The 26,478-nt window shown below is 63.9% G+C and carries 27 protein-coding genes and 1 tRNA gene; 7 read left to right on the forward strand and 21 right to left on the reverse strand.

The window, feature by feature from the left end; translation table 11 throughout:
* Positions 1 to 38: 38 nt before the first annotated feature.
* Positions 39 to 1,823, reverse strand: coding sequence for an acyl-CoA dehydrogenase family protein (locus GWG67_RS18605; protein WP_275170808.1), 1,785 nt, complete (start codon positions 1,821 to 1,823; stop codon positions 39 to 41).
* Positions 1,824 to 2,054: 231 nt separating this feature from the next.
* Between GWG67_RS18605 and GWG67_RS18610 the strand changes: the two genes are divergently transcribed.
* Positions 2,055 to 2,756 (forward strand): SDR family NAD(P)-dependent oxidoreductase, encoded by a 702-nt coding sequence (locus tag GWG67_RS18610; RefSeq protein ID WP_275170810.1) that lies wholly within the window; start codon positions 2,055 to 2,057, stop codon positions 2,754 to 2,756.
* Positions 2,757 to 2,868: 112 nt separating this feature from the next.
* Positions 2,869 to 3,699 carry an enoyl-CoA hydratase gene (locus GWG67_RS18615; protein ID WP_275170812.1) on the forward strand — a complete coding sequence of 277 codons (831 nt, stop codon included), beginning with the start codon at positions 2,869 to 2,871 and terminating at the stop codon, positions 3,697 to 3,699.
* A 52-nt stretch (positions 3,700 to 3,751) separates the two neighbouring features.
* Here the strand turns inward: GWG67_RS18615 and GWG67_RS18620 are convergent, their stop codons facing one another.
* Positions 3,752 to 4,375 carry a GNAT family N-acetyltransferase gene (locus GWG67_RS18620; protein ID WP_275170814.1) on the reverse strand — a complete coding sequence of 208 codons (624 nt, stop codon included), beginning with the start codon at positions 4,373 to 4,375 and terminating at the stop codon, positions 3,752 to 3,754.
* Between the two features lie 78 nt (positions 4,376 to 4,453).
* Positions 4,454 to 4,657, reverse strand: coding sequence for a DUF1127 domain-containing protein (locus GWG67_RS18625; protein ID WP_007599575.1), 204 nt, complete (start codon positions 4,655 to 4,657; stop codon positions 4,454 to 4,456).
* A 110-nt stretch (positions 4,658 to 4,767) separates the two neighbouring features.
* On the opposite strand from GWG67_RS18625, the gene GWG67_RS18630 reads away from it, so the two are divergent.
* Positions 4,768 to 5,667 carry a transcriptional regulator GcvA gene (locus GWG67_RS18630; RefSeq protein ID WP_275170815.1) on the forward strand — a complete coding sequence of 300 codons (900 nt, stop codon included), beginning with the start codon at positions 4,768 to 4,770 and terminating at the stop codon, positions 5,665 to 5,667.
* Between the two features lie 37 nt (positions 5,668 to 5,704).
* Here the strand turns inward: GWG67_RS18630 and GWG67_RS18635 are convergent, their stop codons facing one another.
* Genes GWG67_RS18635 through GWG67_RS18645 form a run of 3 tightly spaced genes read right to left on the reverse strand, consistent with a single transcriptional unit; the run spans position 5,705 to position 8,309 of the window.
* The gene (locus tag GWG67_RS18635; protein WP_275170816.1) at positions 5,705 to 6,118 is read right to left on the reverse strand and encodes a Rieske (2Fe-2S) protein; all 414 of its coding nucleotides are present in this window, start codon (positions 6,116 to 6,118) and stop codon (positions 5,705 to 5,707) included.
* Entirely contained in the window at positions 6,118 to 7,227 is a 1,110-nt protein-coding gene (locus tag GWG67_RS18640; protein ID WP_275170817.1) for an amidohydrolase family protein, read from the reverse strand. Before GWG67_RS18640 ends, GWG67_RS18635 begins: the two co-directional genes overlap by 1 nt.
* Positions 7,228 to 7,250: 23 nt before the next feature.
* Positions 7,251 to 8,309: an amidohydrolase family protein gene (locus GWG67_RS18645; RefSeq protein ID WP_275170818.1), complete on the reverse strand. Its 1,059-nt coding sequence runs from the start codon at positions 8,307 to 8,309 to the stop codon at positions 7,251 to 7,253.
* Between the two features lie 163 nt (positions 8,310 to 8,472).
* Between GWG67_RS18645 and GWG67_RS18650 the strand changes: the two genes are divergently transcribed.
* Positions 8,473 to 8,955, forward strand: a complete 483-nt coding sequence (locus GWG67_RS18650; RefSeq protein WP_275170819.1) for a CinA family protein — start codon at positions 8,473 to 8,475, stop codon at positions 8,953 to 8,955.
* A gap of 57 nt (positions 8,956 to 9,012) precedes the next feature.
* Here GWG67_RS18650 and GWG67_RS18655 read toward each other — a convergent pair whose 3' ends face one another.
* The 8 genes from GWG67_RS18655 to GWG67_RS18690 all read right to left on the reverse strand — a co-directional run bounded on the left by GWG67_RS18655 (position 9,013) and on the right by GWG67_RS18690 (position 16,870).
* The gene (locus GWG67_RS18655; RefSeq protein ID WP_275170820.1) at positions 9,013 to 9,366 is read right to left on the reverse strand and encodes a nuclear transport factor 2 family protein; all 354 of its coding nucleotides are present in this window, start codon (positions 9,364 to 9,366) and stop codon (positions 9,013 to 9,015) included.
* 10 nt (positions 9,367 to 9,376) lie between these two features.
* Complete coding sequence (locus tag GWG67_RS18660; RefSeq protein ID WP_275170821.1) at positions 9,377 to 10,849, reverse strand: amidase; 1,473 nt, start codon at positions 10,847 to 10,849, stop codon at positions 9,377 to 9,379.
* Between the two features lie 231 nt (positions 10,850 to 11,080).
* Positions 11,081 to 12,052 carry an iron exporter MbfA gene (mbfA, locus tag GWG67_RS18665; protein WP_275170822.1) on the reverse strand — a complete coding sequence of 324 codons (972 nt, stop codon included), beginning with the start codon at positions 12,050 to 12,052 and terminating at the stop codon, positions 11,081 to 11,083.
* Between the two features lie 62 nt (positions 12,053 to 12,114).
* The gene (locus tag GWG67_RS18670; protein ID WP_275170823.1) at positions 12,115 to 13,266 is read right to left on the reverse strand and encodes an alpha/beta hydrolase; all 1,152 of its coding nucleotides are present in this window, start codon (positions 13,264 to 13,266) and stop codon (positions 12,115 to 12,117) included.
* Between the two features lie 132 nt (positions 13,267 to 13,398).
* Positions 13,399 to 14,265, reverse strand: coding sequence for an MBL fold metallo-hydrolase (locus GWG67_RS18675; RefSeq protein ID WP_275170824.1), 867 nt, complete (start codon positions 14,263 to 14,265; stop codon positions 13,399 to 13,401).
* 15 nt (positions 14,266 to 14,280) lie between these two features.
* A complete protein-coding gene (locus tag GWG67_RS18680; protein WP_275170825.1) occupies positions 14,281 to 14,892 on the reverse strand; it encodes a glutathione S-transferase family protein in 612 nt (203 codons plus the stop codon).
* A 157-nt stretch (positions 14,893 to 15,049) separates the two neighbouring features.
* Entirely contained in the window at positions 15,050 to 15,892 is an 843-nt protein-coding gene (locus tag GWG67_RS18685) for a fumarylacetoacetate hydrolase family protein (RefSeq protein ID WP_275170826.1), read from the reverse strand.
* A 129-nt stretch (positions 15,893 to 16,021) separates the two neighbouring features.
* Positions 16,022 to 16,870: an MBL fold metallo-hydrolase gene (locus tag GWG67_RS18690; RefSeq protein ID WP_275170827.1), complete on the reverse strand. Its 849-nt coding sequence runs from the start codon at positions 16,868 to 16,870 to the stop codon at positions 16,022 to 16,024.
* A 123-nt stretch (positions 16,871 to 16,993) separates the two neighbouring features.
* On the opposite strand from GWG67_RS18690, the gene GWG67_RS18695 reads away from it, so the two are divergent.
* Entirely contained in the window at positions 16,994 to 17,470 is a 477-nt protein-coding gene (locus tag GWG67_RS18695) for a DUF3775 domain-containing protein (protein WP_275170828.1), read from the forward strand.
* Between the two features lie 12 nt (positions 17,471 to 17,482).
* Here GWG67_RS18695 and GWG67_RS18700 read toward each other — a convergent pair whose 3' ends face one another.
* The 3 genes from GWG67_RS18700 to GWG67_RS18710 form a co-directional block, all read right to left on the reverse strand.
* Positions 17,483 to 18,472: an NADPH:quinone reductase gene (locus GWG67_RS18700; RefSeq protein ID WP_275170829.1), complete on the reverse strand. Its 990-nt coding sequence runs from the start codon at positions 18,470 to 18,472 to the stop codon at positions 17,483 to 17,485.
* A complete protein-coding gene (locus GWG67_RS18705; RefSeq protein ID WP_027570121.1) occupies positions 18,469 to 19,251 on the reverse strand; it encodes an SDR family oxidoreductase in 783 nt (260 codons plus the stop codon). The genes GWG67_RS18700 and GWG67_RS18705 overlap by 4 nt, the downstream gene beginning before the upstream one ends.
* A gap of 146 nt (positions 19,252 to 19,397) precedes the next feature.
* Positions 19,398 to 19,910 (reverse strand): CvpA family protein, encoded by a 513-nt coding sequence (locus GWG67_RS18710; protein WP_275170830.1) that lies wholly within the window; start codon positions 19,908 to 19,910, stop codon positions 19,398 to 19,400.
* A gap of 104 nt (positions 19,911 to 20,014) precedes the next feature.
* Here GWG67_RS18710 and GWG67_RS18715 point away from each other — a divergent pair, with 104 nt between their 5' ends.
* Positions 20,015 to 20,776, forward strand: a complete 762-nt coding sequence (locus GWG67_RS18715) for an SDR family oxidoreductase (protein ID WP_275170831.1) — start codon at positions 20,015 to 20,017, stop codon at positions 20,774 to 20,776.
* A 140-nt stretch (positions 20,777 to 20,916) separates the two neighbouring features.
* On the opposite strand, the gene GWG67_RS18720 is transcribed toward GWG67_RS18715, so the two are convergent.
* Together GWG67_RS18720 and GWG67_RS18725 are read right to left on the reverse strand one after the other, a co-directional pair.
* Positions 20,917 to 22,509: a GMC family oxidoreductase gene (locus tag GWG67_RS18720; RefSeq protein WP_275170832.1), complete on the reverse strand. Its 1,593-nt coding sequence runs from the start codon at positions 22,507 to 22,509 to the stop codon at positions 20,917 to 20,919.
* A 123-nt stretch (positions 22,510 to 22,632) separates the two neighbouring features.
* Entirely contained in the window at positions 22,633 to 24,114 is a 1,482-nt protein-coding gene (locus tag GWG67_RS18725) for a coniferyl aldehyde dehydrogenase (protein WP_275170833.1), read from the reverse strand.
* A gap of 311 nt (positions 24,115 to 24,425) precedes the next feature.
* Here GWG67_RS18725 and GWG67_RS18730 point away from each other — a divergent pair.
* Positions 24,426 to 24,502, forward strand: a tRNA-Met gene (locus tag GWG67_RS18730).
* Positions 24,503 to 24,572: 70 nt separating this feature from the next.
* Here the strand turns inward: GWG67_RS18730 and GWG67_RS18735 are convergent.
* Positions 24,573 to 25,610 (reverse strand): thermonuclease family protein, encoded by a 1,038-nt coding sequence (locus GWG67_RS18735; RefSeq protein ID WP_275170834.1) that lies wholly within the window; start codon positions 25,608 to 25,610, stop codon positions 24,573 to 24,575.
* A gap of 159 nt (positions 25,611 to 25,769) precedes the next feature.
* Positions 25,770 to 26,261, reverse strand: coding sequence for a hypothetical protein (locus GWG67_RS18740; RefSeq protein WP_275170835.1), 492 nt, complete (start codon positions 26,259 to 26,261; stop codon positions 25,770 to 25,772).
* Positions 26,262 to 26,478 lie beyond the last annotated feature (217 nt).

Below are 26,478 nucleotides of genomic sequence, written 5' to 3' on the forward strand. Positions count from 1 at the left end.
TCCCTATCGCTTTTTTCTTGCTTGAACGCAGGTGCAGCCTACGCTGCCAGGACCAGTTCGCCAACCTCGCTCATGCCGGCATCACGGTCGCCGAGCAGCAGCGCCGCGATCTTCTGCTGCACGGCATTTTCCGTCAGCCGGAACGGATCGCTCGGCGATACCCGGTGGTCGATGACCAGCCGCGACAACAACAGCCTTCGCGCATCGCCACGCATGTCGTGAATACGATGTGCCTCCCAGGCGAGCGCGACGGCACTGGCGACATGATAGAGCAGGCTGGTGGCGCGGCGCGCATCGGCCTCATTGTCGGCCTTCCCTGCGACCTCGCGTGCGAAGCCGACCGCGCGATCGGTGAGGGTGTGCAGCCGGTCGCGCCAGGCCTGCGGCACCGAGGGGCTGTCATCGAGGCGGGCGTGCAGATCGGCGGCGAGCGCGGATTCGGCGCCGTGGCGGCCGACCGCGCGCCTCAGCGCATCGATCGCGACGATGTTGCCGGTGCCTTCCCAGACCGAGCCGAGATGCGCGTCGCGCAGCAGGCGAGCGGTCGCGAATTCCTCGATATAGCCGATGCCGCCGCGCATCTCGAGCGCATCACCGCACACTTTTCTCGCATCGCGCGTGGCGCGGAATTTCAGCGTGGGGGTCAGGATGCGCAGCAGCGCGGCCGCATCCTGGCTGCCGGCCTCGGCGCGGTCGAGCGCGTCCGCGGTGAGAAAGCTCATCGACAACGCCTGCTCGACCGGCAGCATGATCTTCAGCATCTGGCGCCGGCCCAGCGGCAGGTCGATGATGCGGTTGCCGAACACCACGCGGTTTTTCGCCACCGTCATCGCGTCATGGTAGGCCCGCCGCATCAGCGCGGTGGATTTGACGCCATTTGAAAGCCGCGACGAATTCACCATCTCGGCCATCTGCACGAAGCCGCGGTCGAGCTTGCCAACCGCATAGGCGATCGCGCCTTCAAGCTTGATCTCACCCGAAGCCATCGAGCGCGTGCCGAGCTTGTCCTTCAGACGCACGATCCGGTAGTGGTTCTGCGAACCGTCGTCGAGGAAGCGCGGCATCAGGAACAGACCGACACCGCGCGTGCCGGGGCCGGCGCCTTCAGGGCGCGCCAGCAGCATCACAATTTTGGCGTCGGCGTTCGAGCAGAACCATTTTTCGCCGGTGAGGCGCCAATGGTCGCCTTCCTGCACGGCCGTCGTGGTCAGCGTGCCGACGTCGGAGCCGCCTTCCTTCTCAGTCATGAACTGGCCGCCCTGGGTCAGCTTGCTCATGTCGGTCTGGGTCAGGCCATCCAGATATTTTGCCTTCAGTTCGTCACTTCCGAAATTCGCGAGCAGCTTGGCGCAGCCATCGGTGACGTTGATCGGGCAGCCCATGCCGAATTCGGTCTGGTTGAACAGGAAGGTGAACGCGTGCTTGGCGACGACGGGATATTTGTCCGGCCAGCCCATGATGCCCTTGCGGATCGAGAGCGCGTGGATGCCGAACTCGCCAAAGGCTGCCTTCTCCAGCTCGCGATAGGCCGGGTGGTATTCGATCCACTGCACGTCGCGGCCGAACTTGTCGCGCTGGTGCAGCACCGGCGTGTGCCGGTCGGCAAGCCGCGCGCAGTCGTCGAGCGTGCCACCGGCGAGTTCACCGAGGCGATCGAGATGCGGCTCGATGTGGCGGAATAGCGTCTCCGGCAGATGAATGCGCAGAAGATCGGTGAGGGCCTGATCGCCGCGGTAGAAATTCATGCCGGTGGTATCGGGAGCCAGCAGTCCGGATGGTGCGGCCGCGACCTGTTTTGCCTGCGCGGGGGCCGGCTTGTGCATGATCGTCCTCTTTGTTTCCGCCTTGCGGTCATTTTGCGCTGATTTGGCGCTTGCCGCTTGAGATGATGTCGATCATGCTCCAGTCGCGAAAGCGGATAAAGCCGCAAATTGTCAGGGAGGCATGATCGCCGCGTGGGAGCAATTCGCTCTGCGGAATTGTGATCGTCCCGGGTGGTTGTCCGCGCGGACCGTGCATAGATCAGCGGCTTCCCGTCTTCGAGAGATCACGTCATGGAACACCCGAGATACAAGATCGCCCTCATCGTCGGCGCCGGCGAAGGCCTGAGCGCCTCGCTGGCGCGGCTATTGTCCGCCCAGGGCATCCGCGTCGCACTGGCCGCGCGAAAAATCGAGAAGCTCGGTGCGCTCTGCAGCGAGACCGGCGCCAAGGCCTATGCCTGCAACGCCACCGACCCTGATGAGGTCGAACGCCTGTTCGGCCTGGTCGAGCGCGAGATCGGCACGCCCGACGTGGTGGTCTATAACGCCAGCGGCCGCGCGCGCGGGCCGTTCGTCGATCTCGTTCCGGCCGACGTGGCGCAGGCGATCGCGGTGAGCGCCTATGGCGGCTTCCTGGTGGCGCAGCAAGCGGCTAGGCGCATGCTGCCGAACCAGCACGGCGCGATCCTGTTCACCGGCGCTTCGGCAAGCGTCAAGGGCTATGCACAGTCCGCACCGTTCGCGATGGGCAAGTTCGCACTGCGCGGGCTGGCGCAGAGCATGGCGCGCGAATTGTCGCCGCAAGGCATCCATGTCGCGCATTTCGTGATCGATGGCGGCATCAGGAGCGCAGCGCGCACGGAAGCGCCGGAGAGGCCGGATTCGATGCTCGATCCCGACGCCATCGCGGAGAGCTACTGGAACGTGCTGCAGCAGCCGCGCAGCGCCTGGAGCTGGGAGCTGGAGCTGCGGCCCTGGGTGGAGAAGTTTTGAAGGCAAGCTGCCGTAGGGTGGGCAAAGGCGCATAGCGCCGTGCCCACCATCAACGACGAAACAGCAATTGGTGGGCACGCTTCGCTTTGCCCACCCTACAAGGGCGGGAATCATGACCACGGACACCATCATCGATACCGGCACCAGTGAACTTCTCTGCGTGATCCGCGATCGCGTCGCATTGATCACGCTGAACCGGCCGGAGGCGCGCAACTCGCTGTCAGACGCCCTGACCCCGGCGCTACGCACGATGATTCGCACCTGCGGCGAGAACCCCGATGTCGGCGCGCTGCTGATCACCGGCGCGGGCGAAGCGTTCTGCGCCGGTGGCAACGTCAAGGGCATGGGCGCACATCGCGACCCCAAGAAGCTGGAGATGTCGCTGGAAGATCGCATCGCCGATCTCCAGGAGCGGCAGCGCCTGCTCACTGGCGCGCTGGTGTCGGTGCGCAAGCCGACCATCGCGGCGCTGCCGGGGCCGGCGGTCGGCGCGGGGCTCGCCATCGCCATGGCGTGCGACATCCGCATCGCCGCGCAATCGGCCTTCGTCGCGACCGGCTATGCGCGCATTGCGCTCAGCGGCGATTATGGCATCGCGTGGCTGTTGACGCGCCTCGTCGGCACCGCGCGGGCGCGCGAACTGCTGTTCACCGGCGATCGGGTCGATGCTGCAAGGTGCGAGGCCATCGGCCTCGTCAACCGCGTGGTGCCCGATGACGAATTGCAGGCGGAGGCCTTCGCCCTGGCAAAATCCCTGGCTGGAGGTCCGCGCCTCGCGCTGCGCTACATGAAGGACAATCTCGACGAGGCCTTGCTGTTCGATTTTGAGACCGCGCGCGACCACGAAGCCGAACGTCTGGTCCGCCTGACTACCACCGCCGATCACAAGGAAGCGGTGCAGGCGTTCATCGAGAAGCGCAAGGCGGTGTTCACGGGGAAGTAGCGGCGAAAAAAATGCCCGGCTCTGGTTTTGGCCAGGCCGGGCTCGAGTGGTGTCAGGCCGAGGCTGAGGGGCTATCGGCCTGACGGGAAAGGGCGACGAGACGCCAGCTCGCGCAGGGAATATCCTTCGGTGCGACGGAGATCTCCTTGTCGAAGCGCACCAGCTTCCAATCGTCGGGATGTTTGACGAAGGCGAAGCTCGCTTTGCGCGCGAGCGAGATCATGGCGGCGTTGGAGCGTAGCGTGTCGCCGAACATGTGGTCGGCGCCGAGCGCGGCCGCGCGGCATTCGAGATTCTTCATCAGCACGGTGGCGATGCCGTGGCCCTGCCAGCGGTCGGCAACCGACAGACCGAATTCAAGCGTCGCGGTTTCGGCATGCAGTGCGTAGCGCGCTTCGGCGACGATGGTCTCGAAGCCGTCGACCATCATGGTCGCCACCACGGTAAAACGTTCGCGCTCGCCGATCTGGAGGAATTCGTGCAGCAGGCCCTGCGGCAGTTCGCTGATCGCACCGAAGAAGCGGTTGTAGCGGGAGCGCGTCGAGAGCGAGCGAAAATAGTGCTGGAGCTCCTCGGTGTCGCGCGGCTCGACGAAGCGCACGCGCATCGCCTCGCCGTGTCGCGTGCGCAGCGTGTCCGAATACTGCTTCAAATCTTCCAGGCGAAGGCTGCTCATGACACCGCGCTGCCAAGGGGACCAAAGGGAAAAGGGACCCGGCGCCCCTCAGTCAGGCGGCGCCGGCCTGGCGGCCAATCAGGCCCGCCAGAAGGGTTTGTCGGCCTCGTAGGCCACATCGCTCCAGGACAGCCCGACGTCCTGAAGGTCACGCGCGGACCAGTTGGTGAGCTCACGCCGGGTCCGGTAGCGCTCGTGCCAGACGTGAAGGGTCTCGCCGATCTGATGGATCAAGCCGGGCGCATGATGATTTGTCATCGAATTCTGGGTCAAAGTAGACATTGTCAGCTCCTGGAGCTAAGTTGACCGCTAACATCTGCTTCCTGGTGCACTGCGACAAACGACAATTTGTACTCTTTCGCATGAAATAACGTCATGTATCCTGCTGCCAGATGACTGCCAGATTGCCTTCCCTGAACGGATTGCGGGCCTTTGAGGCCGCCGCGCGCCATCTCAGCTTCACGCTGGCTGCGTCCGAGCTGAACGTGACCCAGACCGCAATCAGCCATCAGATCCGCAGGCTGGAAGAGGAGCTCGGCATCCGCCTGTTCGTCCGGCAGAACCGTGCGCTGACGCTGACGCCGGAGGCGCGCGACTATTTGCCGGGCGTCCGCGCCGCCTTCAATGACCTCCGGCTTGCCACCGATCGGCTGCTGCGCAAGGACGACGACAAGGTGCTGACGGTCTCGACGCTGGCCTCGCTCGCCGCAAAATGGCTGCTGCCGCGGCTGACCGATTTCCAGGAACACCATCCCGGCATCGACGTTCGCATCACCACCTCGACCGGCCTCGTCGACTTCCAGCGCGACAATGTCGATGCCGCGATCCGCTACGGGCGCGGCCAGTGGCCGGGCTTGCGCGCCGACTGGCTGATGGCGGACGAGCTGTTTCCGGTCTGCAGCCCGTCTCTCCTCCGTGGCGACAAGCCGTTGCGCTGTCCGGAGGACCTCAAGAGTCACATGCTGCTGCACACCTCCAATGCCAACAGCGACGACTGGCGGCTGTGGTTGACCGCGGCAGGTCAGCCGGCCGACATCGCCAGGCAGCCCGGCATCACCTTCGACATGATCTTCATGACCATCCAGGCCGCGATCGACGGCATCGGCGTGGCGATGGGGCGGACCTCCTACGTCCAGGACGACATCGCCAAGGGCCGGCTCGTGGTTCCCTTCAAGATCGCGCTGCCGGCCGATGCCGGCTTCTACCTGGTCGCGCCGGAGGGCCGCCGCGAGGCGCCGAAGCTCGCCGCATTCCGCGATTGGATGATCACTGCAACGCAGAATAAAGCCTGAGATCGTGCCGGCGCATGTCCGCGCCACCTGCTTCTCGCTACAGCTCCACCACGACGTAATCGCTCTCGACCTTCACCGCGACAGTCTCGGCGACATACGGCCCCTTCACAACACTCGCACCCGGCTCGACATGGGTCGGATATGCCTTCACGCGGAAGCGGCGGGGGTCGCAATAGGACTGGCCGGTGCGGATGTCGAACTCCCAGCCATGCCAGGGGCAGCGAATGATCTCGCCGAGCTTGGTGTATTCGATCTCGCCGGGATCCGTCGACTGCGCGAGCCCAATCAAGGGTCCCTCGCACAGCGCCGCGCCCTGATGCGGGCAGCGGTTCATCAGGCCGAAATATTCACCCTTGATGTTGAAGATTGCGATCGGCCGTCCGTCGATCTCCAGAAATTTTCGCGTGCCGGGCGGAAGCTCATCAACCGCGGCAATCACATGCCGCGCCATCAAGCGATCCCGTACAGCTTCTTCGCATTGCCGAGATAGAACGCCTCGCGGTTGTCGTCGCTGACGCCCGCGGGCAGCACGCGCGACGGCTCGTCGTAATCCCAGTGCGGATAGTCGGTCGCGAACAGCAGCCGGTCCCAGCCGATCCACTTGATGACGTCGAACAGATCCTCGCGCCGCTCCGGATCCTCCATCGGCTGCGTCGTCCACCACACCTGCTCGCGGATATATTCGGACGGCGGCCGTTTGACATGCGGCACCTCGCTTCGCAGCCGCTGCCAGACCTTGTCGAGCCGCCACGCCAGTGACGGCGCCCAGCCGAAGCCGGCCTCGATCATCACCATCTTCAGTTTCGGGAAGCGCTCGAACACGCCCTCCAGCACGAGGCTCGCGAGCGCCGATTGCTGGCACTGCGAATGGCCGACCATCTCCTCGATGTAATAGGAAGGCCAGCCCGATGGCGTGATCGGGTTGCCGCCGAAACCGAAGGCGTGGACGCCGACGGGCAGGCCGGCCTCTTCCGCGGCCTGATAGATCGGCCAGTAGCGGCGCTGCCCGAGCGGCTCGACATTGCGGCTGAGCAGCAGCACCTGCACGAAATTCTTGTCGCCGGCGCGTTCGCGGATTTCGGCGGCGGCCGACAGGCCGTCCTCATTGCCGACGACGATGGACGCCTTCAGCCGCTTGTCCTTGCTGGTCCATTTGTCGATCTGCCAGTCGTTGATCGCCGAGCACAAAGCGGCCGAGAGCTCGTGATTGCGGATGCCCTGTCCGGTGTTGAGGGGATTGAGCACGCCGAGCTGCACGTTGTGGGGATCGAGCAGCTGCTTCTGCATGAAGGATAGCGATGAGCCCTGCGGCCCGCCTTCCGGCGGATAGGCGTCGCGGCGCGAGGCGTTGGGCTGGGCCTTCGGATAGGGCGGACCTTCCATCATGCCCTGATAGGCATGGACGCCATAGACTTCGAGATGATGCTGCCAGCGTTTGGCGAGGTAAGGATAGAGCTCGGCGCGGGTCGCGCGTGCCGGATGGATGTCGCAGTCCGCGATCGCGGTTTTGACGGCGAGTGGGGAAGCGGCTTCGGAGCTTTCGCGGAACTGAATATTCATCGCCTTGCCTCCTTTGGCAGCGGCTAAGTCAGGCGGGGATAGGTCGCATGCGGATTATCGATCATGATCTTGCGCACGAGATCGGGGGTGAGACCTGCGGGCAGCGCCTCCTGGCCGTCGAACTGCCAGTGCGGATAGTCGGTGGAGAATAGGACTAATTCGTCCGACTGCATATGATCAAACAGGCGAATTAATGTCGCCTCATCCGGCGGCGCGTCGAATGGCTGCAACGAGAAGCGGATGTTGCTGCGCACAATCTCCAGCGGCGCGCGATCAACCCAAGGCGTCTCCATCCGCACGCCCCGCCAGAACTTGTGAAGGCGCCAGAGAAAGGGCGAGATCCAGGACACGCCTGATTCCAGCATCACCATCTTCAGCCGCGGATATTTGGCGAATACGCCCTCGACGATCAGGCTGGTGAGCTGGGTCTGGAACGCCTGGGCCTGACCGGCATAATCCTCGATGTGGTAGGAACCCCAGCCCACGGCGGTCGGCGGATTGTGATAGGCGGAACCGGCGTGAATGCCGATCGGCAGGTCCAGCCGTTCTGCCGCCTCGTAGATCGGCCATAGCGCGCGCTTGCCGAGCGGCGTATCGGCCATCACCAGCATCAGCACCTGCACGAAGCGTCGATCCGCCGCACAGCGCTCGATCTCGGCGACGGCCTTCTCGACGCTTTGGGTGGGGATCACGATGGAGCCGCGCAGCCGCTGATCGCGATCGAGCCATTCTTTCGTGAGCCACTCGTTCAGTGCGCGGCAGAAGGCGGCCTGCAGATCCTCGGAAAACACCATCTGCACGCCGTAGAGCGGATTGCAGATGGCATGCGAGAGCTGAAAGGGATCGAGCACATGGCGCTGCATGTCCGCAAGGCTCTCGCCCGGCTTGCCGCTTCCGGGGCGCCAGTCGGGCCGCGCCGTGATCGGCGAGTTTTGCGGGTAGGATTGCGAGATGAGATCGACCATGCCGCGCGTCGTCACCTGATCGCGCCAATAGTCGTTCAGGTACGGCAGCAGGCTGGTCAGATGCGGCACGGCCGGATGCACATCGCAATCCACCCCGCCGGCGATCAGGGACGCCATGACGTGTCCTTCGCGTTTCCTCGTCGCGCCTTCTCGGGCAGCGCTTGGCCGCTCCGCCTTGCCGCCATTCAAGCAGGCCTGCCCGTTGGCTGCAACTCGGCCAAGGGCGCTGTCATATGCTAGAAAGGCCGAGCTCGGTTGCGAAGGAATAAGGGGTCAACGAATGCAAGAGCTCGTCGGCATTGCGGAACAGGTCGCAGCGAAGCTGATCGCGCGCAAACAGACCATTGCCGTGGCGGAATCCTCGACCGGCGGCCTGATATCGGCCAGCCTTCTCGCGGTACCCGGAGCGTCCGCCTATTTCCTCGGCGGCGCCGTGGTCTACACCCGCGACGCCAGGCGCGTGCTGATGGATATTTCGGACGAAGGAATGAAGGGCTTTCGTTCCTCGTCGGAGCCCTACGCGCAACTGCTGGCCGAGCGGATGCGGGGCCGTTTCAACTGCGATTGGGGCCTGTCCGAGACCGGCGCGTCCGGTCCGACCGGCAATCGCTACGGCGATGCGGCGGGCCACAGCTGCATGGCGGTCGCCGGGCCCGCAGTCGAGGTGATGACGCTGGAAACGGGCAGCAACGATCGCTTCGCCAATATGCAGACCTTTGCGGCAACAGCGCTGAAATTGCTGCTGAAGAATCTGGAGCGGTGAGCTCGCGGCTTCCCGAATATCTGGCTGTTCCGGAGAATGTGTGGTGTGACGCGCGCTTTACCGCGACACGTGCGCCGACACAGCCAGCCACGTCTCGCCTCTCTTCGCCCAGCAATCGGTATAGCGCCCGGTGGCCTGCTGGCCATCCGCATTGGTGTAGCTCGTCGCCGCGTGGATGATGGCGAAATCGCCGATGATGCGGATGATGACGTCGTGCTCCCTGAGATTCCGGATCGCAATCGGCCGCGCCGTCTGCTTCAGGAAGGCCTCGCGATCGACCAGCGTCTTGTCGGGATTGGAGCAGTAGAACTCCCGCGCCAAAATCTCGTCGAAGCGCTTGACGTCGCAATTCTGCACGGAGGCGACATAGTCGCGGTTGAGCGCGGTGAGCTGTTCGAGGTCGTTGCTCATGAGATTTCCCTCAGTCATTGAACAAGGGCGGCGGCACGAACCCGCCGAACTCACGTTCGATCAGCTCGGCGAGCTTCAGCGGCGTGTGGTCCTCAAGGAAAGGTCCGATGATTTGCACGCCAACCGGTAGGCCGGCCTTCGACAGACCGAGCGGAACAGCCGTTGCCGGCAGGCCCGTCAGCGTGGCGATGCCGGGCCAGGCGAGCTGGTCCGGGTAGGCAAAGTCCCTGCCATCGATATTGATCCGGCGCTCTTCCTGCTCCGGCGAATGATCATGCGGATAGGCCGGGGTCGGCATGATTGGGCAGATCACCGCATCGAATGTCCTGAACAGGTGTCGCCATTGCGCGCGCAGGCCGGCCCGAGCGCCTTCGTCGAACACCCAGGCCTGATGTGTGCTGGTCATGCCGCGCAGCCGCTCGGCAGCAAGGCTCTTGTCCTCAGGCGAGAGCTGCGCTGCTCCGGCACGCGCGCCGGCGAGAATGTCCGGCGGAAGGAAGGCGCCGAGAAAACCCATCAGCATGCGCATGTAGAGGCGAGAGGCATCCGTGAAGTCGGGAAACAGCGGGCTTTCGCGCGTGATGCTCGCACCTGCGCGCGACAATTGGTCCGCCAGCTTCTCGATGGCGCCGCGAATGTCGGCATTCGCAGGCAGCAACGGATGGCTGTCGATCACCAGCACGCGAAAATCCTTCAGCGCGCGGTGTCGCGCCTCCGGCAGCGCGAGCTTGTATCCTACGCCCAGGTCCAGAGGATCGGGGCCTGCAATCACGTCCAGGAGCAGGGGCAGATCGACTGCGCTCCGCGCCATCGGACCGATCACCGCCATATCGCGCTCCATCGGGATGGCTCGAAAGGGCGGCGGGGTGTGGCCACGCGTTGGACAGAGATTGTAGGTCGGCTTGTGCGCATAGACCCCGCAGTGGAAGGCGGGCACGCGCAGCGAGCCGCCGATGTCGGACCCGAGCGAGAGTGGTCCATAGCCTACCGCGAGCGCCGCAGACGAGCCGCCCGACGAGCCACCCGGCGTGCGGCCGAGATCGAATGGATTGTTCGTCGTGCCGTAGATCTCGTTGTAGCTCTGCCAATCCGCCAATCCCACGGGCACGTTGGTCTTGCCGAGGATGACGCCACCGGCACTCTTCACCCGGGTGATCGACAGCGCGTCCTCCGCCGGCTTGAAGTCTTTCTGCGGCGTCCAGCCCCAGGTCGTGGGCAGGCCGGCGACGTTGTAGGATTCCTTCACCGTGATCGGGAGGCCGAGCAGCGGGTTGCGCTCGCCGCGCGCCAATGCCGCGTCCGCCTCGCGTGCGGCGTCGAGCGCGCGGTCGAAATCCCGCACGCAGATCGCGTTGACCTTGCCGTCGTGCCGTTCGATGCGGTCGATCGCATCCTGCGTGAGCTCGACCGCTGAGACCTTCTTCGCGGTCAACGCGGCCGACAGCGCGACTGCGCTCTTGAAGCTCCATTCGGATTTCGCCATGGCGCATCTCCTGTTCTTATTGTCGAACGATGATGCGCAGTTTGGCCGAATCCTGCAACCGCCGTTTGATCGCGATTGACATGTGAGCAAGACGGAACGCGATGAGCCAAGCAACCACTCGCAGTCATCGCCCGGCTTGACCGGGCGATCCAGTATTCCACCGGCGCCGATCGGATACGGAGAGGCCGCGGCGTACTGGATGCCCCGGTCAAGCCGGGGCATGACAACGTCCTACGCCGCTCCGATCAATATCCCCACAGCGAGCACGATCGCGCCACCAAGCACGATCTGGAATACGGCCTGGAGGAACGGCGTGTCCATGTAGCGCGCGCGGATAAAGGCAATCGCCCACAATTCGAAGAACACGACGATTCCGGCGATTCCGGTTGCGATCCAGAATGCGTTGGCCCAGCTATCGGGCACGAGATACGGCAAGGTGTGTCCAAGCCCGCCGAGCGTCGTCATCAAGCCGCAGGTGAGACCGCGCAGCCAGGGCGAACCGCGACCGGTCAGCGAGCCGTCGTCGGACAGCGCCTCCGCAAAACCCATGCTGATGCCGGCACCGATCGAGGCGGCGAGGCCGACCAGAAAGGTTTGCCAATTCTGATGCGTCGCGAAGGCAGCCGCAAACAGCGGCGCCAGCGTCGAGACGGAGCCGTCCATCAGGCCGGCGAGACCCGGCTGCACATATTGCAGCACGAACATGCGCCGGTTGGTGCGGTCTTCCTCGGCGCGCACGTCGGAGCTCAGGATCTGGTCCGTCAGCTTTGCGGCCACCTCTTCGTGGCCTTTCTCGGCTTCGGCCAGATCGCCGAGCAGGCGGCGCACGCCGACATCCTGCGCCTGTTCGGCGGCCTTCACGTAAAAGCGCTCAGCCTGCAATTCCATTGTCTCGACTTCCCTGCGGACGGTGTCGAGCGGCAGGTTTTTCGTGAGCCAGACCGGACGGCGGCGCAGAAAGCCTTTGACGTCCTCGCGGCGGATCGGGGGCAAATGCGGACCGAAGCGCTGCTCGTACATTTCCAGCAGCATGTGACGATGGCCGCGCTCTTCCTCGGCCATCTGCTCGAAGATCTTGGCGGAGTCCGGATAGCGCTCCTTCAAGTCTTCGGCGAAGCTCATATAGATGCGGCTGTCCTCCTCCTCGGAGGAGATCGCGACCGCAAGCACCTCGCGCTCGGTCAGATCGGCAAAATTCTTCACGGCGGCCCTGTCTCATTAGTTTAGAATAATTCTAAACTATATAAGGCGGCGGGGTTCCAGGGTCAAATCACGCCGCGGCTCTTCGCCAGGAAATCGAGCAGCAGGCGGCTTACCTCGGCCGGCTGCTCCTGTTGCACCCAGTGACCGGCGCCGTCGACGAGGTGGCAGCCGAGCAACTTCGTGCAGGCCCGCGCCTGCATGGCCTCTAACACGCCCGGACGCTGATAAGTGCCCCAATCCTGCTTGCCCGAGATGAAGCAGGAGGGGACATCGATGGTGCGGCCGGCCAACAATTGGAGCTGGCTGTTGAATGCGCCCGATGTGCCGCAGCGGTACCATTGCAGGCCGCCCTGGAATCCGGTGCGGTCATATTCGGCGCTGTAGTAGGCGAGCTCGCGGTCGGGCAGCCATTGATTGGCGGCGATCGCGGCCGGCGAGGGCATCTCTTTCGCGACCGTCTCGGCCATGGTCTCGTTCAGGTCCATCACATAATAGGTCGGCAGCTTCGCCAGCTCGTTTGCCGACCAGGATTTCAGCGGATATGGCTTGTTGTCGGTCCAGTCCGCACTCTTGTGATGATAGTAGGCGCGCAGGAAATCATGCACGCCTTGCGGCGCGCGGTGAATGTCCGCGTTGGCCGGGCGTGTGGCATAGTACCACTGATAATGCTTGCGCGGACGCGGCAAGGCGGCGAGCTCGCGATGCACGGGGTCTTCAGCCGGTGGCTTTGCGGGCGCGTCGATCGTGTTGAACGGCAGCGGCGGCGCTCCGCCGAACGGTGCGCTCATCATCGCCACCGAACGAAACACGTCGGGCCGCATCAGCGCGCACCAGGCCGCGACCGGGCTGCCGAAATCATGTCCGACCACATCGACCTGCCTGTAGCCGAACGCCGACACCAGCCCGAGCGCATCCCGCACCAGGTTGAAGAGCGAAAAGGGCGCGAGGTCGCCGTCGTAATCCGCGCTCCATCCCGTCGTCCGGCCATAACCGCGCTGGTCCGGCGCGATCACGTGATAGCCGGCCGAGCTGAGCGCCGGCATCACCTTGCGCCAGGAGAAGGCGAGCTCCGGAAAGCCGTGCAGCAGCAGGATGCAGGGCCGCCCTTTGGTCTCGAAGCCGGCCTCCAGCACATGGATGCGCAGGCCGTTGATGTCGTCGACATAGCGTGAGCGGATGCCGGCAGGGAGCGGGATGTCGGGGAGGTCGGTCATGTTTGTTTCCTCGTCATGGTCCGGCGAAGCGCGTCTCTCCAAAATCCCGGCCATCCACGTTCTTCGTTGCGGTTGATTGTAAGAACGTGGATGCCCGGGACAAGCCCGGGCATGACGGAACGGAAGGCCGCGTTAGACCGCCGCGCAGACGAAGCCACTGCCCTTGCGCCGGATCTTCCCCACCGACGGCGAGGGGAAATGCGCGGTGCAGCACAGCGTGTCGGTGTCGCAATAGCGTTCCAGGAAGCTGCGGCGCGTCGTTGCTGCCTTGGCCTGATCGACGTCGAATTTCACCGACAGCTCCGGATAGAGCGTCTGGATCGGTGAGTGCATGAGGTCGCCGGAGAACACGGCGTCGTCCTTGCCGTGGCCCATCGTGATGGCGATATGGCCCGGCGTGTGGCCCGGCGTCGGCAGAATACGAACGTGATCGCCGATCTGGTGATCGTTGCCGACGAGTTCGTGGCGTTTGGCCTCGACCACCGGCAGCACGCTGTCGGCGAAGGGCGGCACCTCCGCCTTCGCGTTCTGCTCGGTCCAGTGATCGAATTCCTGCTTGGCGAAGACGTAGCGCGCTTTCGGGAAGGTCGGCACCCAGCGGCCGTTCTCCAGCCGCGTGTTCCAGCCGACGTGATCGACATGCAGATGCGTGCACATCACGAAGTCGATGTCGTCGACCGAGAAACCTGCGGCGGCGAGACCGCGCATATAGGCATCATCAGTCTTCATGTTCCATTTCGGCCGCGGCCGCGGCTTGTCGTTGCCGATGCAGCTGTCGACCAAAATGGTGTGATGCGGCGTCTTGATGACATAGGACTGGAAACACAGGATCAGCGTATCCTGGTCGTCGATCGCCTTGGTTTCTCGCATCCACGCGCGGTTCTCGGCCAGCACCTCCGGCGTCAGACCAGGGATGAGCTCCAGTGCCGGGAGGAACGTCGTCTCCTGCTCGATGATCCGATGAATGGTGAGATCGCCGACCGAGTATTTCAGGCTCATAAGAACTCCTGCGCTTTACGCGGCCGGCGGCACCGAGATCTTCACGGAGGGTCGCTCGAGCATCTTCTGGTGGAAGGCGTCGAGCTTCGGATAGGCCTTGCGCCAGCCGCAATCGGCGAAGCGGAAGTCGGCATAGCCGAGCACGCAAACGAGGCCGATCTGCGAGATATCGAACGGGCCGTTGAGCACTTCAGGCATGTTCTCGAAGCGCGCCATGCCGGTCCAGGCCCGATTCCAATGGTCGTCCGACCAAGCCTGCCATTGCAGGCCCTGCGGCCGCACCATCTTCTCGTAGCGGCACAGCAGCATGGAATCGAGCATGCCGTTGATCAGGGAATGATTGGTCTTGGCTTTCCAGCGCCGCGGACCGTAGTCGGGGATCAGGCTGCCGCCGACCATCTCGTTGAGATATTCGACGATGACATAGGAGTCCAAAATAACATCGCCGTCATTGGTGATCAGCACCGGCAGCTTCTTCAGCGGCGTGATGCGCGAATAGTCCTCGTTGGCCGTGCCGGGCGCGACGGCTGCCGGCGTGAACTCGATCTTGTCGATCAGCCCGAGCTCGATCGCGGCGATGCGCACCTTGCGGGCGAAGGGCGAGGCGGGGGAGAAGGTGAGCTTCATGGGACAATTCCCTGCGATCGGTCTTGAGCAAACGGTGTCTCCTCCGTCATGGCCGGGCTTGACCCGGCCATCCACGCGCTTCCGCGTGGTTAGACTGTGAGACGTGGATGCCCGGGACAAGCCCGGGCATGACGACGAGTGTTGCGCTGGCCGCGGCTTACGCCGCGACGATCTCCTGGCGCTGCTCGCCGAGGCCCTCGATGCCGAGCGTGATGACGTCGCCGACATTGAGGAAGGTCGGCGGCTTCATGCCGAGACCGACGCCGGGCGGGGTGCCTGTCGTGATGATGTCGCCCGGCAGCAGCGTCATGAACTGCGAGACATAGGAGATGCACTTGGCCATCGAGAAGATCATGGTCTTGGTCGAGCCGGTCTGGCGACGCTGACCGTTGACGTCGAGCCACATCGGCAGGTTCTGCACGTCCTTGATCTCGTCCTTGGTGGCGAGCCAGGGGCCGAGCGGGCCGAACGTGTCGTGCGACTTGCCCTTGGTCCACTGACCCAGGCGCTCGATCTGAAAGGCGCGCTCGGAGACGTCGTTGCAGACGCAGTAGCCGGCGACGTGGTTGAGAGCGTCGGCTTCCGAGACGTATTTTGCCCGTGTGCCGATGATCGCGGCGATCTCGACCTCCCAGTCGAGCTTGGTCGAGCCGCGCGGCTTCTCGACGGCGTCGTTCGGGCCGGACAGCGAGGTGTTGGCCTTCATGAAAATGATCGGCTCGCTCGGGATCTCCGCGCCGGTCTCCTTGGCGTGGTCGCTATAGTTGAGGCCGATCGCCACGAATTTCGACATGCCGGTGACGGGGGCGCCGAACCGCGGCTTGCCGGAGACGGCGGGTAGCGAGGCGGGATCGAGCGCCGCCAGCTTCTTCAGGCTCTCGGGCGAATAGGCCTCGCCGGTCAGGTCCTTCACATGCGCCGACAGGTCCCGCAACTGGCCGGATTTGTCGATCATGCCGGGCTTTTCCGCACCCTTCTCGCCATAACGAACAAGCTTCATTCTCGTTTCTCCCTGGAATGGACCGATCGGTTGAACAGCTTCATGGAACAGGGCGGCGGGAAATTCAACCGCTCAAAGAGGGGCGCATTGCAGCCCTCTCAATTCGGGTGATCGTAGGGGGCACGAGACCTAGGCCAGCGCCTCGAACCTGAACGCGTCCCCGTCCCGCCTGATGTGCCCGGCCGAAAAATGCCCGCCGATCACCAGCGTCGGGGTGTCGGCAAACCGGCCGAACAATTCGCGCCGCGTCGCGGCAGATTGGCTCTGATCGGAATCCGCGGTTGAGGACCAGCCGGGATGCGCCATCTGGCAAGGATGATGGGCGACGTCGCCCGTCAGCAATCCTTGCTCGCCGTCCGACCGGATCAGAATGCTCATATGCCCGGGGCTGTGACCGGGGGTCGGGATCATGCTGATCTCGTCGCTGAGCCGGTGGTCGCTCGCGACCAACTCGGCCCGGTCGGCATCGACGATCGGCTTCACGGAATCGCCAAATACGGCTTGCTTGTCCGGCTCGGTGGAATGGTCGCGCCAATGCTCATACTCGGTCTTGCCGAAGACATAGCGCGCGTTGGGGAAGGTCGGCACCCATTTGCCGTCGACCAGCTTCGTGTTCCAGCCGACATGATCGACGTGAAGGTGCGTGCACAGCACAGTATCGATACTCTCCGGCGGAAAGCCCGCCGCAATCATCGTCTCCAGGAACGGCGTGGTGCGATCGTTCCACGTCGGGACGTTGCGGCCCTGCTTGTCGTTGCCAAGCCCGGTATCGACCACGATGCGGCGCGTCGGCGTCTCCACCACCAGCGAATGGATCGACATTTTCAGCCGGCCCTCTTCGGTGGCGAAATGCGGGATCAGCCAGGGCAGCTTCTGGATTTCTGCATTGCTCGCCAAGGGCAGAATGAAGCGGGTCGAGCCGACCGTCTCCAATTCCACGACCTTGGTGATTTTGACCCTGCCGACCTTCCACTGCATCCGGCACATCCTCATGTTCTTGCTTTGGCGGGGAACATGCGCAGTTCGCCGTCAGGCGCAATGGATCATCTGACGCGGTGCGGCGTTATCGCGGGAACCCAAGGGAAAGCAAAAGGCCCAGCCATGCCAGAGCTCGCAATCTCCGCGGAGAAGGTCGCCTTCATCATCGAAAAGGCGCGTGAATTCGACGTCAAGCAGGCGGATTCCGATCCGGATTCCGGCTCGAATGCGACGGATGACGATTCGGTCGACGTTCTCGAGGATGACGGCTCCGATCCGGTGGTCAACGAACTCGGAAGTTTCATCGTGGCCATGAACGAGGACGAGCAGATCGATCTCGTCACGCTGACCTGGCTCGGTCGCGGCGACGGCACAATCGACGATTGGGACGATTTGCGTGCACGCGCTGTGGAGGCGCGCGCCGAGTATCGCAGTCCCCGCCGCGAGACGGCGCATTATCTGCTCGGTGAGCCGATGCTGGGCGATCTGCTCGCCGACGGGCTGGATGAATTCGGCGTCGACTGGACCGATGGAAACCCAGTCGCCGATTCATCCAGTCCGAGCCAGCGGGACGAAGACGAGATCACCAAGCAGCGGTGATCCCGGCCGATATCAGCGCGCGCAGTCAACGACCACGGTGCCGAGCTTGTTGCCCTTCTCGACGGCGACATGGGCTTGCGCCGTCTCCGACAACGCAAACTGCGCCGCGACATTGTGGATTCGCGGGCCCGCTGCCAGCCATTTCGAGATGTCGGCTTGCGCCGCCGCAAGCAGCGCCGACGGCAGCGCGAACAAGACCAGCGAGCGGAGCGTGATACACTTCTCCATCAGCTCGCGCATCGGCACGGTCGGCGTGCGGTTGCCGTTCGTGGCGTAGACCGCGATTGTCGAATTCATGGCCATCAACTTCAGAGTCGTCGCGATGTTGCCGCCGAAATCGACATCGACCAATTGGTCGACCCCGCGTCCGCCGGTGAAGGCCATCGCCTTGGCAACGACATCTTCGTCCCTATAATTGACGACGAGATCGGCACCAGCCTGTCGCGCCTGCTCGCCTTTCATCGCCGAGCTGACGGTCGCGATCACCTGCGCGCCGCCCCATTTCGCGAGTTGCGCCGCGTAATGCCCGACCGCACCCGCGCCGCCGGTGACCAGCACCGACTTGCCGACGATCGGTCCCTCCGCAAACAGGGAGCACCACGCCGTCATGGCGGGAATGCCCAGCGTCGCGCCTTCCGCAAAAGAGAGATTATCCGGCAGCGGCGTCACCAGATGCTCGGCAAGCGCGATATGTTCGGCTGCGGTGCCAAAGGCGCGGCCGTTGCGCTGGCCGTTGAACAGCCAGACCCTGTCGCCGATCTTGAACCGCATCGCGCCATCGCCGATCTGGTCGATAAAGCCCGCGCCATCGCTGTTCGGAATGACGCGCGAAAATTCCTTCGCGCGATAGCTGCCCCCGCGCCGGCCGACATCGGCCGGATTGATGCCGGAGGCTTCCAGGCGAATACGAACTTCGCCTGGGCCTGCGACCGGCGTCGCCATCTCACCATAGGTGAGGACGTCCGCCGCCGGTCCTGTCTCCTCGTACCAGACCGCCCTCACAGCGTTCCCGGGAAGGCACCGCCATCGAGCAGAAGGTTCTGCCCGGTGATGAAGCCCGCCCTGCTGCCGCACAGGAAGGCGCAGGCGTAGCCGAACTCGTCGGGATCGCCGAAGCGGCCTGCGGGATTGAGCTTGGCGCGCTCGGCCAGAACCTGGTCCGGCGTGATGCCGCGCTTCTCGGATTCCCCCTTCGCGGTGCTGCGCAGTCGGTCGGTCTCGAACGGACCCGGCAACAGGCCGTTGATGGTGACGTTGTTGATTACGGTCTTGCGCGACAGGCCGGCGATGAAGCCGGTGAGGCCGGCGCGCGCGCCGTTGGAGAGACCGAGAATGTCGATCGGCGCCTTCACCGCGGCCGAGGTGATGTTGACGATGCGGCCGAACTTGCGCGCCATCATGCCGTCCACCGTTGACTTGATCAGCTCGATCGGGGTCAGCATGTTGGCGTCGATCGCCTTGATCCAGTCGTCGCGGGTCCAGTTGCGGAAATCGCCGGGCGGCGGTCCACCGGCATTGTTGATCAGGATGTCAGGCTCCGGGCAGGCCTTGAGCACGGCCTCGCGGCCCGCCGGCGTCGTGATGTCGCCGACGATCTCGGTAACCGTCACATCAGGATAGGCCTTGCGGATGTCGTCGGCCGTCTTCTTCAGGGCCTCGGCGCCGCGCGCGGTCAGCGTGACGTGTACGCCGGCTTCGGCCAGCGAGATGGCGCAGGCGCGTCCGAGGCCTTTGCTGGATGCGCAAACGATGGCGCGGCGGCCTTTGATCCCAAGATCCACTGTTTCACTCCCGTAATGTCATGCAGGTTTTTAGAGCCGCTATTCTAGCCAACCTTGGCGCCGCTGATAAGGGACGGGCTCGCATCAAAATGCATGCGCACTTGCGCGGCGATGCAAATGTGCGGGCATGATCCCCAGACAATGAACTAGATACGCCGCTCCTGCTTGAGGCGGTCGATCGCGGAGGCCGCCTCCGGCGGCAGCGACTTGAAGCCCATCTGCCCGACTGTCGAGAACAGCGGCCGCAGGTGCGAACCGGCGAGGAACGGCGGCTGACGATTGGCCGGCACGATCTGGTCGAACACCAGCACCAAGGTGGTGGCGACGAGGCCGACCCTGATCGCGCCGAGGGCGGCGCCGCCGAGCCGGTCGCCGATGCCGGCCTGCCGTATCGTGTCGCTCAGGGCCAGCCGGCCGAGATGTCCAAACAGCATGCCGACCACCACGAAGATGCCGAAGAACCAGATCCAGTTCTGCAGCAGCGGCGCATTCGGATTGCCCGCGACCTGCGGGACGATCAGCGGCATCAGCGCAACCGCGATGGGGGCGGCGAGGAGATAGGCGAGGATCGTCATGGCGCTGCCGAGCAGGCCGCTCCTGAAACCGAAGCCGATCGCGATTGCGAACGCCGCATAGACGGCGAGATCGAAACTGTTCATACGCGGGAGCCTGCCATGGAACGAGTGAACGCAGAACCGATCATTCCGGTTTCAGATCGTTAAAATCGTCTGTATTGATGGCTGCAAAGCCCAAGGAAAGCGTCATGTCAGACCTATTCGATGTCAGTCAGGAAACCATCCTCGTCACAGGTGCGAGCCAGGGGCTGGGGCGGCAATTTGCCCGGGTGTTGGCGGCGCACGGCGCGGCCGTCGCGCTCGCGGCTCGGCAGACCGACAAGCTGAAGAGCCTGGAAGAGGAGATCCGCGGCAAGGGCGGCCGTGCCGCCGCCGTCGCGCTCGACGTCACCGACACCGCATCGATCGCCAGGGCCGTCGATGCCGCGGAAGCCGCACTCGGCCCGGTCACGGTGCTGATCAACAATGCCGGCATCGCCATCGAAAAGCTCGCGACCGAGCAGACCGAAGCCGATTGGGACGCGGTGATCGGCGCCAATCTCAAGGGCGCCTATTTTCTCGCCACCGAGATCGCGCGCCGCATGGTCGCGCGCAAGCAGGACGGCAACATCGTCAACATCGCGTCCGTGCTCGGCACCGGCGTGCTGAAGGCGGTGTCGCCTTACGCGATCTCCAAGGCCGGCATCATCCAGGCAACCAAAGCGATGGCGCTGGAGCTTGCGGGGCAGAACATCCGCATCAACGCGCTCGCGCCCGGCTACATCGACACCGAGATGAACCATGCGTTCTGGTCGACGCCGTCAGGCGAGCGCCTGACCAAGCGCATCCCGCAGCGCCGTATCGGCGCCGAGTCCGATCTCGACGGCGCGATCCTGCTGCTGGCTTCCAAGGCCTCGCGGTACATGACGGGCAGCGTGGTGACGGTGGACGGCGGGTTTTTGCTGAATTGAGCACACCGCTGTCGTCCCGGCGAAGGCCGGGACCCATACGCCGAGTGTGAGTTATTAGCGCGAGCTGGTCACCACCTATCTTCGCCAAACCAAACTCGGTGGTTATGGGTCCCGGCCTTCGCCGGGACGACGAGGTAGAGTCACCGCATCTCCGCCCGGATCATATCGGCCGCCTTCTCCCCGATCATGATGGTCGGCGCATTGGTATTGCCGCCGATCAGTGTCGGCATGATCGAGGCGTCCACGACGCGCAAGCCTTCCATGCCATGTACCTTCAATGCCGGATCGACCACGGCCATCGCGTCGGTGCCCATCTTGCAGGTGCCGACGGGGTGATAGACGGTGTCGACACGCGCGCGCAGGATGGCGCGGATGTCGTCGTCCGTTCTCACATCGGACGTGAACATGTCCTTCTTCTGCAACGCGCGCATCGCGGGCGTCTCCATCAGCCGTCGCGTGGTCTTGAAGCCCGCGACCATCGTCTCGAGATCCTCCGCCTCGCCCAGAAAGTTCGGATCGATCATCGGCGCTGCCAGCGGATCGGCGCTTTTCAGCCAGACGCTGCCACGGCTCTTCGGCCGCAACAGGCAGACATGGCATGAGAAGCCCGCCTCCTTGTGCTTCTTGCGGCCATGGTCGTCGAGCATCGCGACGATGAAGTGCAGCTGAATGTCGGGCACATCGAGGTCGGATCGGGTCTTCAGGAAGCCGCCACACTCGGCGAAATTGGTGGTCATCAGGCCGCGCCGCTCCCGGCGGTATCGCTGGATGGCGCGGAGCAGGGACGGCAGCCGGCCGAGTGATGAATGGACGAAGTGCGGATAGTCGGAGGCGTAGACGAACACGAAATCCGGATGATCCTGCAGATTGCGTCCGACGCCCGGCAAATGATGCACGACGCCGATCCCGTGCGCGGCAAGCGCCTCGCCGTCGCCGACGCCCGACAGCATCAATAGCTGCGGTGACTGGAAGGCGCCGGAGGCGAGGATCACCTCGCGGCGGGCGCGCAGCTGCTTTGTCTGCTTGCCCTGGACATATTCGATGCCGACCGCGCGCCCACCTTCGAACAGGATGCGCGTGGCATGCGCCTGGGTCTCGACACGCAGATTCGCGCGCTTGTCCATGTGGGGATGCAGATAGGCGCGCGCCGCGCTCCAGCGCTCGCCATTGTGCTGCGTCACCTGGTAGCTGCCGAGCCCTTCGTGGTCCTCCGCATTGAAGTCCTCGCGGATGCGAAACTGCGCCTCGCGGGCGGCCTGATGGAAGATTTCGTGGATCGGATTGTCCGCGCGCAGCCTGTTGACATGCAGCGGGCCGCCCTTGCCATGATACGCGCCGTCAAAATCAGCGTTGTTCTCCGACCGCTTGAAGTAGGGCAGCACGTCCGCGTACGACCAGCCGGCATTGCCGAGCGAGGCCCAGTGGTCGTAGTCCCATTTGTTGCCGCGGATATAGACCATGGCATTGATCGCCGAGGACCCGCCGAGCCCCTTGCCGCGCGGTTGATAGCCGATACGGCCGTTCAATCCCTTCTGCGGCACGGTATCGAAGCCCCAGTTCGCTGCCTTGTATGGCAAAGCGAGCCCGAACGGCGTGGTGATCCGCCAATTGTCGTTCCGTCCGCCGGCATCGAGCAGCGCCACGGATGTCCCCGCATCCTCCGAAAGCCGCCCCGCAACCGCGCAGCCGCCGGAGCCCGCGCCCACGACGACGAAATCGAATGTGTCCGTCACTGATGTTTCCCCCTCTTGCATTTTTCTTCTCGTCATTGCGAGCAAAGCGAAGCAATCCAGACTGTCACCGCGGAGGGATTCTGGATTGCTTCGCTGCGCTCGCAATGACGGAATGCTGAGACCCTACGACATGAACCGCATCAACTTCTCCAGCCGCGCGATCTTGCCGCCGTAGGGCGGATAGAGGTCGGCGAGGCGGTTGAATTTCGAGCGATAGAACACCGGCTTCAACTTGCTGAATGTGCGAAAGCCCCATTCGCCGTGATAGGCGCCGGTGCCGGATGCGCCGACGCCGCCCATCGGCTGGTTGATTTGCGCGAAGTGGAACAGGCAGTCGTTGATGGTGACGCCGCCGGAGACGGTGCGCGCCAGCACCTCGTCGCGCGCATTGCTGTCCTTGCCGAACCAGTACAGCGCCAGCGGCCGGTCGCGTGCGTTGACGAAGGCGATGGCGTCGGCCGGTTCGCGATAACCAAGCACCGGCAGCACAGGACCGAAAATCTCCTCCTGCATGACCGCCATGTCTGCGGTTGCGCCCACGATCAGCGTCGGCGGGAATTTGCGGTGCGCCTTCCAGTTGGGATCGTCCGCCTTCGCCGGCTGCAGGATCTTGGCGCCGCGGCTTGCCGCATCTGAGACGAGAGTCTCCAGCCGCGCATAATGCCGGTCGGAGATCACGGAGGTGTAGTCCTTGTTGGCGGAATCGGTGCCGAACATGCGCCGCATCTGCGCGCGCACTTTTTCGGCGAAGGCCTGCAGCGCGCGCTCGGGCACCAGCACATAGTCGGGCGCGATGCAGGTCTGCCCGGCATTGAGCAGCTTGCCATAGGCGATGCGCTCGGCGGCCTCTTCGAGGTCGGCGGAGGCGTCGATGATGACAGGCGACTTGCCGCCGAGCTCGAGCGTGACGGGCGTCAGATTGCGCCCCGCGGCTTCAGCGACCAGTCGTCCCACCCGGGTCGAGCCGGTGAACACCAGATGATCGAACGGCAGCGATGCGAAGGCCTTTGCGATCTCGTCCTCGACGCCGGTGACCAGCAACTCCGCAGCGTCGAATTTTTGCGCGACCGTCTCCTTCAGCAGCGCCGAGAAATGCGGCACAAGCTCGCTCGGCTTGATGATGACGCGGTTGCCGGCGGCGAGCGCGCCGATGGCGGGCGCGAGCGTCAGCTGGAGCGGATAATTCCAGGGCGCGATGATGCCGACGACGCCGAGTGGCTGCGGCATCAGCCGGTTGCGGGCGGGCAGGAATTGCAGCGCCGTCGAAACGCGCTGCGGCGCCATCCAGCTCTTGAGGTGCTTGGTGGCATGACGGATCTCGGAGAACACCATCATGGTCTCGGCGATGGTAGTCTCGACTGCCGAGCGGTGGCCGAAATCGGCCGAGATCGCCTGCCGGAAGCGCTCCTCGTTGTCGGCGACGACAGTGCGCAGCCGCGTCAGCCGGTCGAGCCGCTCGGCAAGGCCAGGCGCCGGCTCCGCCCGCGACCGCGCGACCATGGCATGGAAGGCGTCTTCGAGGGCCCGAAGCGGGGCGCTCGTCGGGGGGCGGTCCAAGGGGCGATACGAGGGGCGGTCCGAGGGACGGTCCAAAGCGTGGTCCATGGCGTTCTCCCTCTTTAAGTGGCGTTTCCGCCTAGTTTTGTTGCCGCAAGCTGGCCCCTGTGGAACTTCTGGCAAGGGCGGGCCAAAGAGGCCGCAAATTCGTCCACCGCGCTGTCATAAAGTCGAAAAAAACGTCCGCGCAGCCCTTTCCAAAGCCACCCCGGGTTGGTACATACCGCCCGCACCCAACGGGCTTTGCCCGGGGTTGCCTTCCAAGGAAGCCTTCGGGACGAACGAAGCAAGCCACGCGAACAGCGCCGGCCCTTCATTCACCGTCCCCGGCACTTTCACGAAGGCAAAGCAACGGTTAACGCGGGGTGGAGCAGCCCGGTAGCTCGTCAGGCTCATAACCTGAAGGTCATAGGTTCAAATCCTATCCCCGCAACCAAGTTCGGACCTTACCGGTCCCGATCCGAAAATGGCCCGCGTTGAGCGGGCCATTTTTGTTTCTGGTGTCCTCAAAACTCTTTAATCGCCTTCCCGTCCGCCCCGACCAGCATCGACGGCGCTTCCCCGAACACCAGGCCCTCGGGCTGAAACTTGATCGTCTTGCCGCCCTCGACGAACTCGGCAAAATTTCGTGGCGTCGCCGAGTGCACGCCGTTGGTGAGGAAATCGCCGATCTCGTAGCAGGTGTCGGGCTTGCCGCCGGAGCCTTCGCCCAAGAATTTCTGGAAATTCTGGCTCGTCACCTTGGCCTTCTTGCGGGCCGACCAGTTGGCGTAGCGGCGGTAGAGCTTTGGCAGCATCACCGGGCCCTTGTCGGTCGCGAGCACGCCGGTCTCGTTTGTCTTGGGCTCGCGCAGGTCGAAGTCGAAGGCGCCAATCGTCCTGGCGAGGTGCTTCCAGACTGGCAGCTTTTTCGCGCGCGCGGTCTTGGCGAGCGCGAGGAAGGCGCGGATCTCGTCATCATTCATCGAGGAGTAGAACGTCGGATAGGCAAAGCCCTGCTCGACCAGCCAATGGTTGACGTCGACCTTGTGGCCGCGGACCGTCACCTCGATGTCGCCGACCAGCCGTCCATACGTGTCGAACACCTCGTTCGGGGCATCGACATGCGTGAACACCCGGCAGGTGAGCGTCGGCTCGGCGCTACTGCCGAGAAAATCATGCAGCGCCTTGCTCGTCGTCGCGCCGAGAAACTGCCGGTAGGGATGCGTGAGCTCGTGATAGGCCTGTCGCCTGGCGTCGGTCAGCCCCGTCTTCTCCGCGGGCGAGAGCGGTGAGGGCTGGTAATGCAGCTCCGGCGCGTCAATGCCCTGGAGGCGAATGGTAAGCTTGCCATTCTTGATCGCCGCCGTGTTGGTGCGGCCCTTGACCTTGGCGTTGTCGAACACATGGGTCGGCTGGAACGGCGCGGTATCGTTCTTGCGAAAGCGGATCGCGTCCGGCGCGACATTCACCACGACCTTTGTGGTGTCGGCGTCCGACCGCCCCTCCGGCCAGAACTGGCCGACATCAATGGTGCCTTCGACCTCCAGCAGTCCAACGGGCATCGGCCGCTCCTCTCATGGTTCAGAAGGCAGCGAATCATCTTCGCACGACAAGCCCATGACGGACGATGCGACAGGCACGACACGCCGGAGGTTCTAACCCGCACGCTTGTAGCGCCCGGCGGAGATGATCTTCTGAATGAAGCAGAATGTGTCCGAAGCTCAGGATCTGTGCGGGCAGACCATCGTCAGATTGAGCAGCGTCGGCTTGTCCGAATCCTTCTTGTAGTCCCACTCCAGCCGGATCTCGTGCCGGTGCGCGAAAGCGTCGCTGGCCTCGTGGGTGATGATCTTCGTCTTCATCGGAATCGGCGGCTCGGAATTGAAGCATTTCCGGACGCAGGCATCGAGCAGATCGCATCGTGTCAGCGGAATGACGCCCGGCTCATCTCTGGACAGGGGGACTGTGTTCGGCTGGGTGCTGAGGTCGACGCGGGCCCGGCCCTTTTCCTTGTGCCAGTACTTGGCGCTGCCCTGCGGCCAGTTTGATGCCGGGTTCAAAATCAGGTGGTACTGGCCGTATTCCAAGGTCGGCAGGTCGATGTCCTCGGACTCCTTGAGCTTCGCGACGCTCTTCTTCATGTTCGCCAAAGGATAGTAATTGCCATTCATCAAGTCTCGAAATGCCTTGCCGCTATATACCAGTCCGGCCATCGCCTCTTTCCTTCATATGTCTGTTTGTCAAAATCTCTGGTGCGGTGGCCGAAAATACGCGTCACGCTACGGCCGATCACGCTGTTTGTTGTGCGCACTCAACGCTACCACTCAGGAATGTATTTCGTCCAGAGAGCCTCCATCCCGTAACGTCGCCTATGTCGCAAGCCCAATTGCCATGCACTTTCCTATAGGTATTGTTGGGTCGAACGCCTCG

This window comes from Bradyrhizobium sp. CSS354 (genome assembly GCF_029051725.1).
Classification (GTDB): domain Bacteria; phylum Pseudomonadota; class Alphaproteobacteria; order Rhizobiales; family Xanthobacteraceae; genus Bradyrhizobium.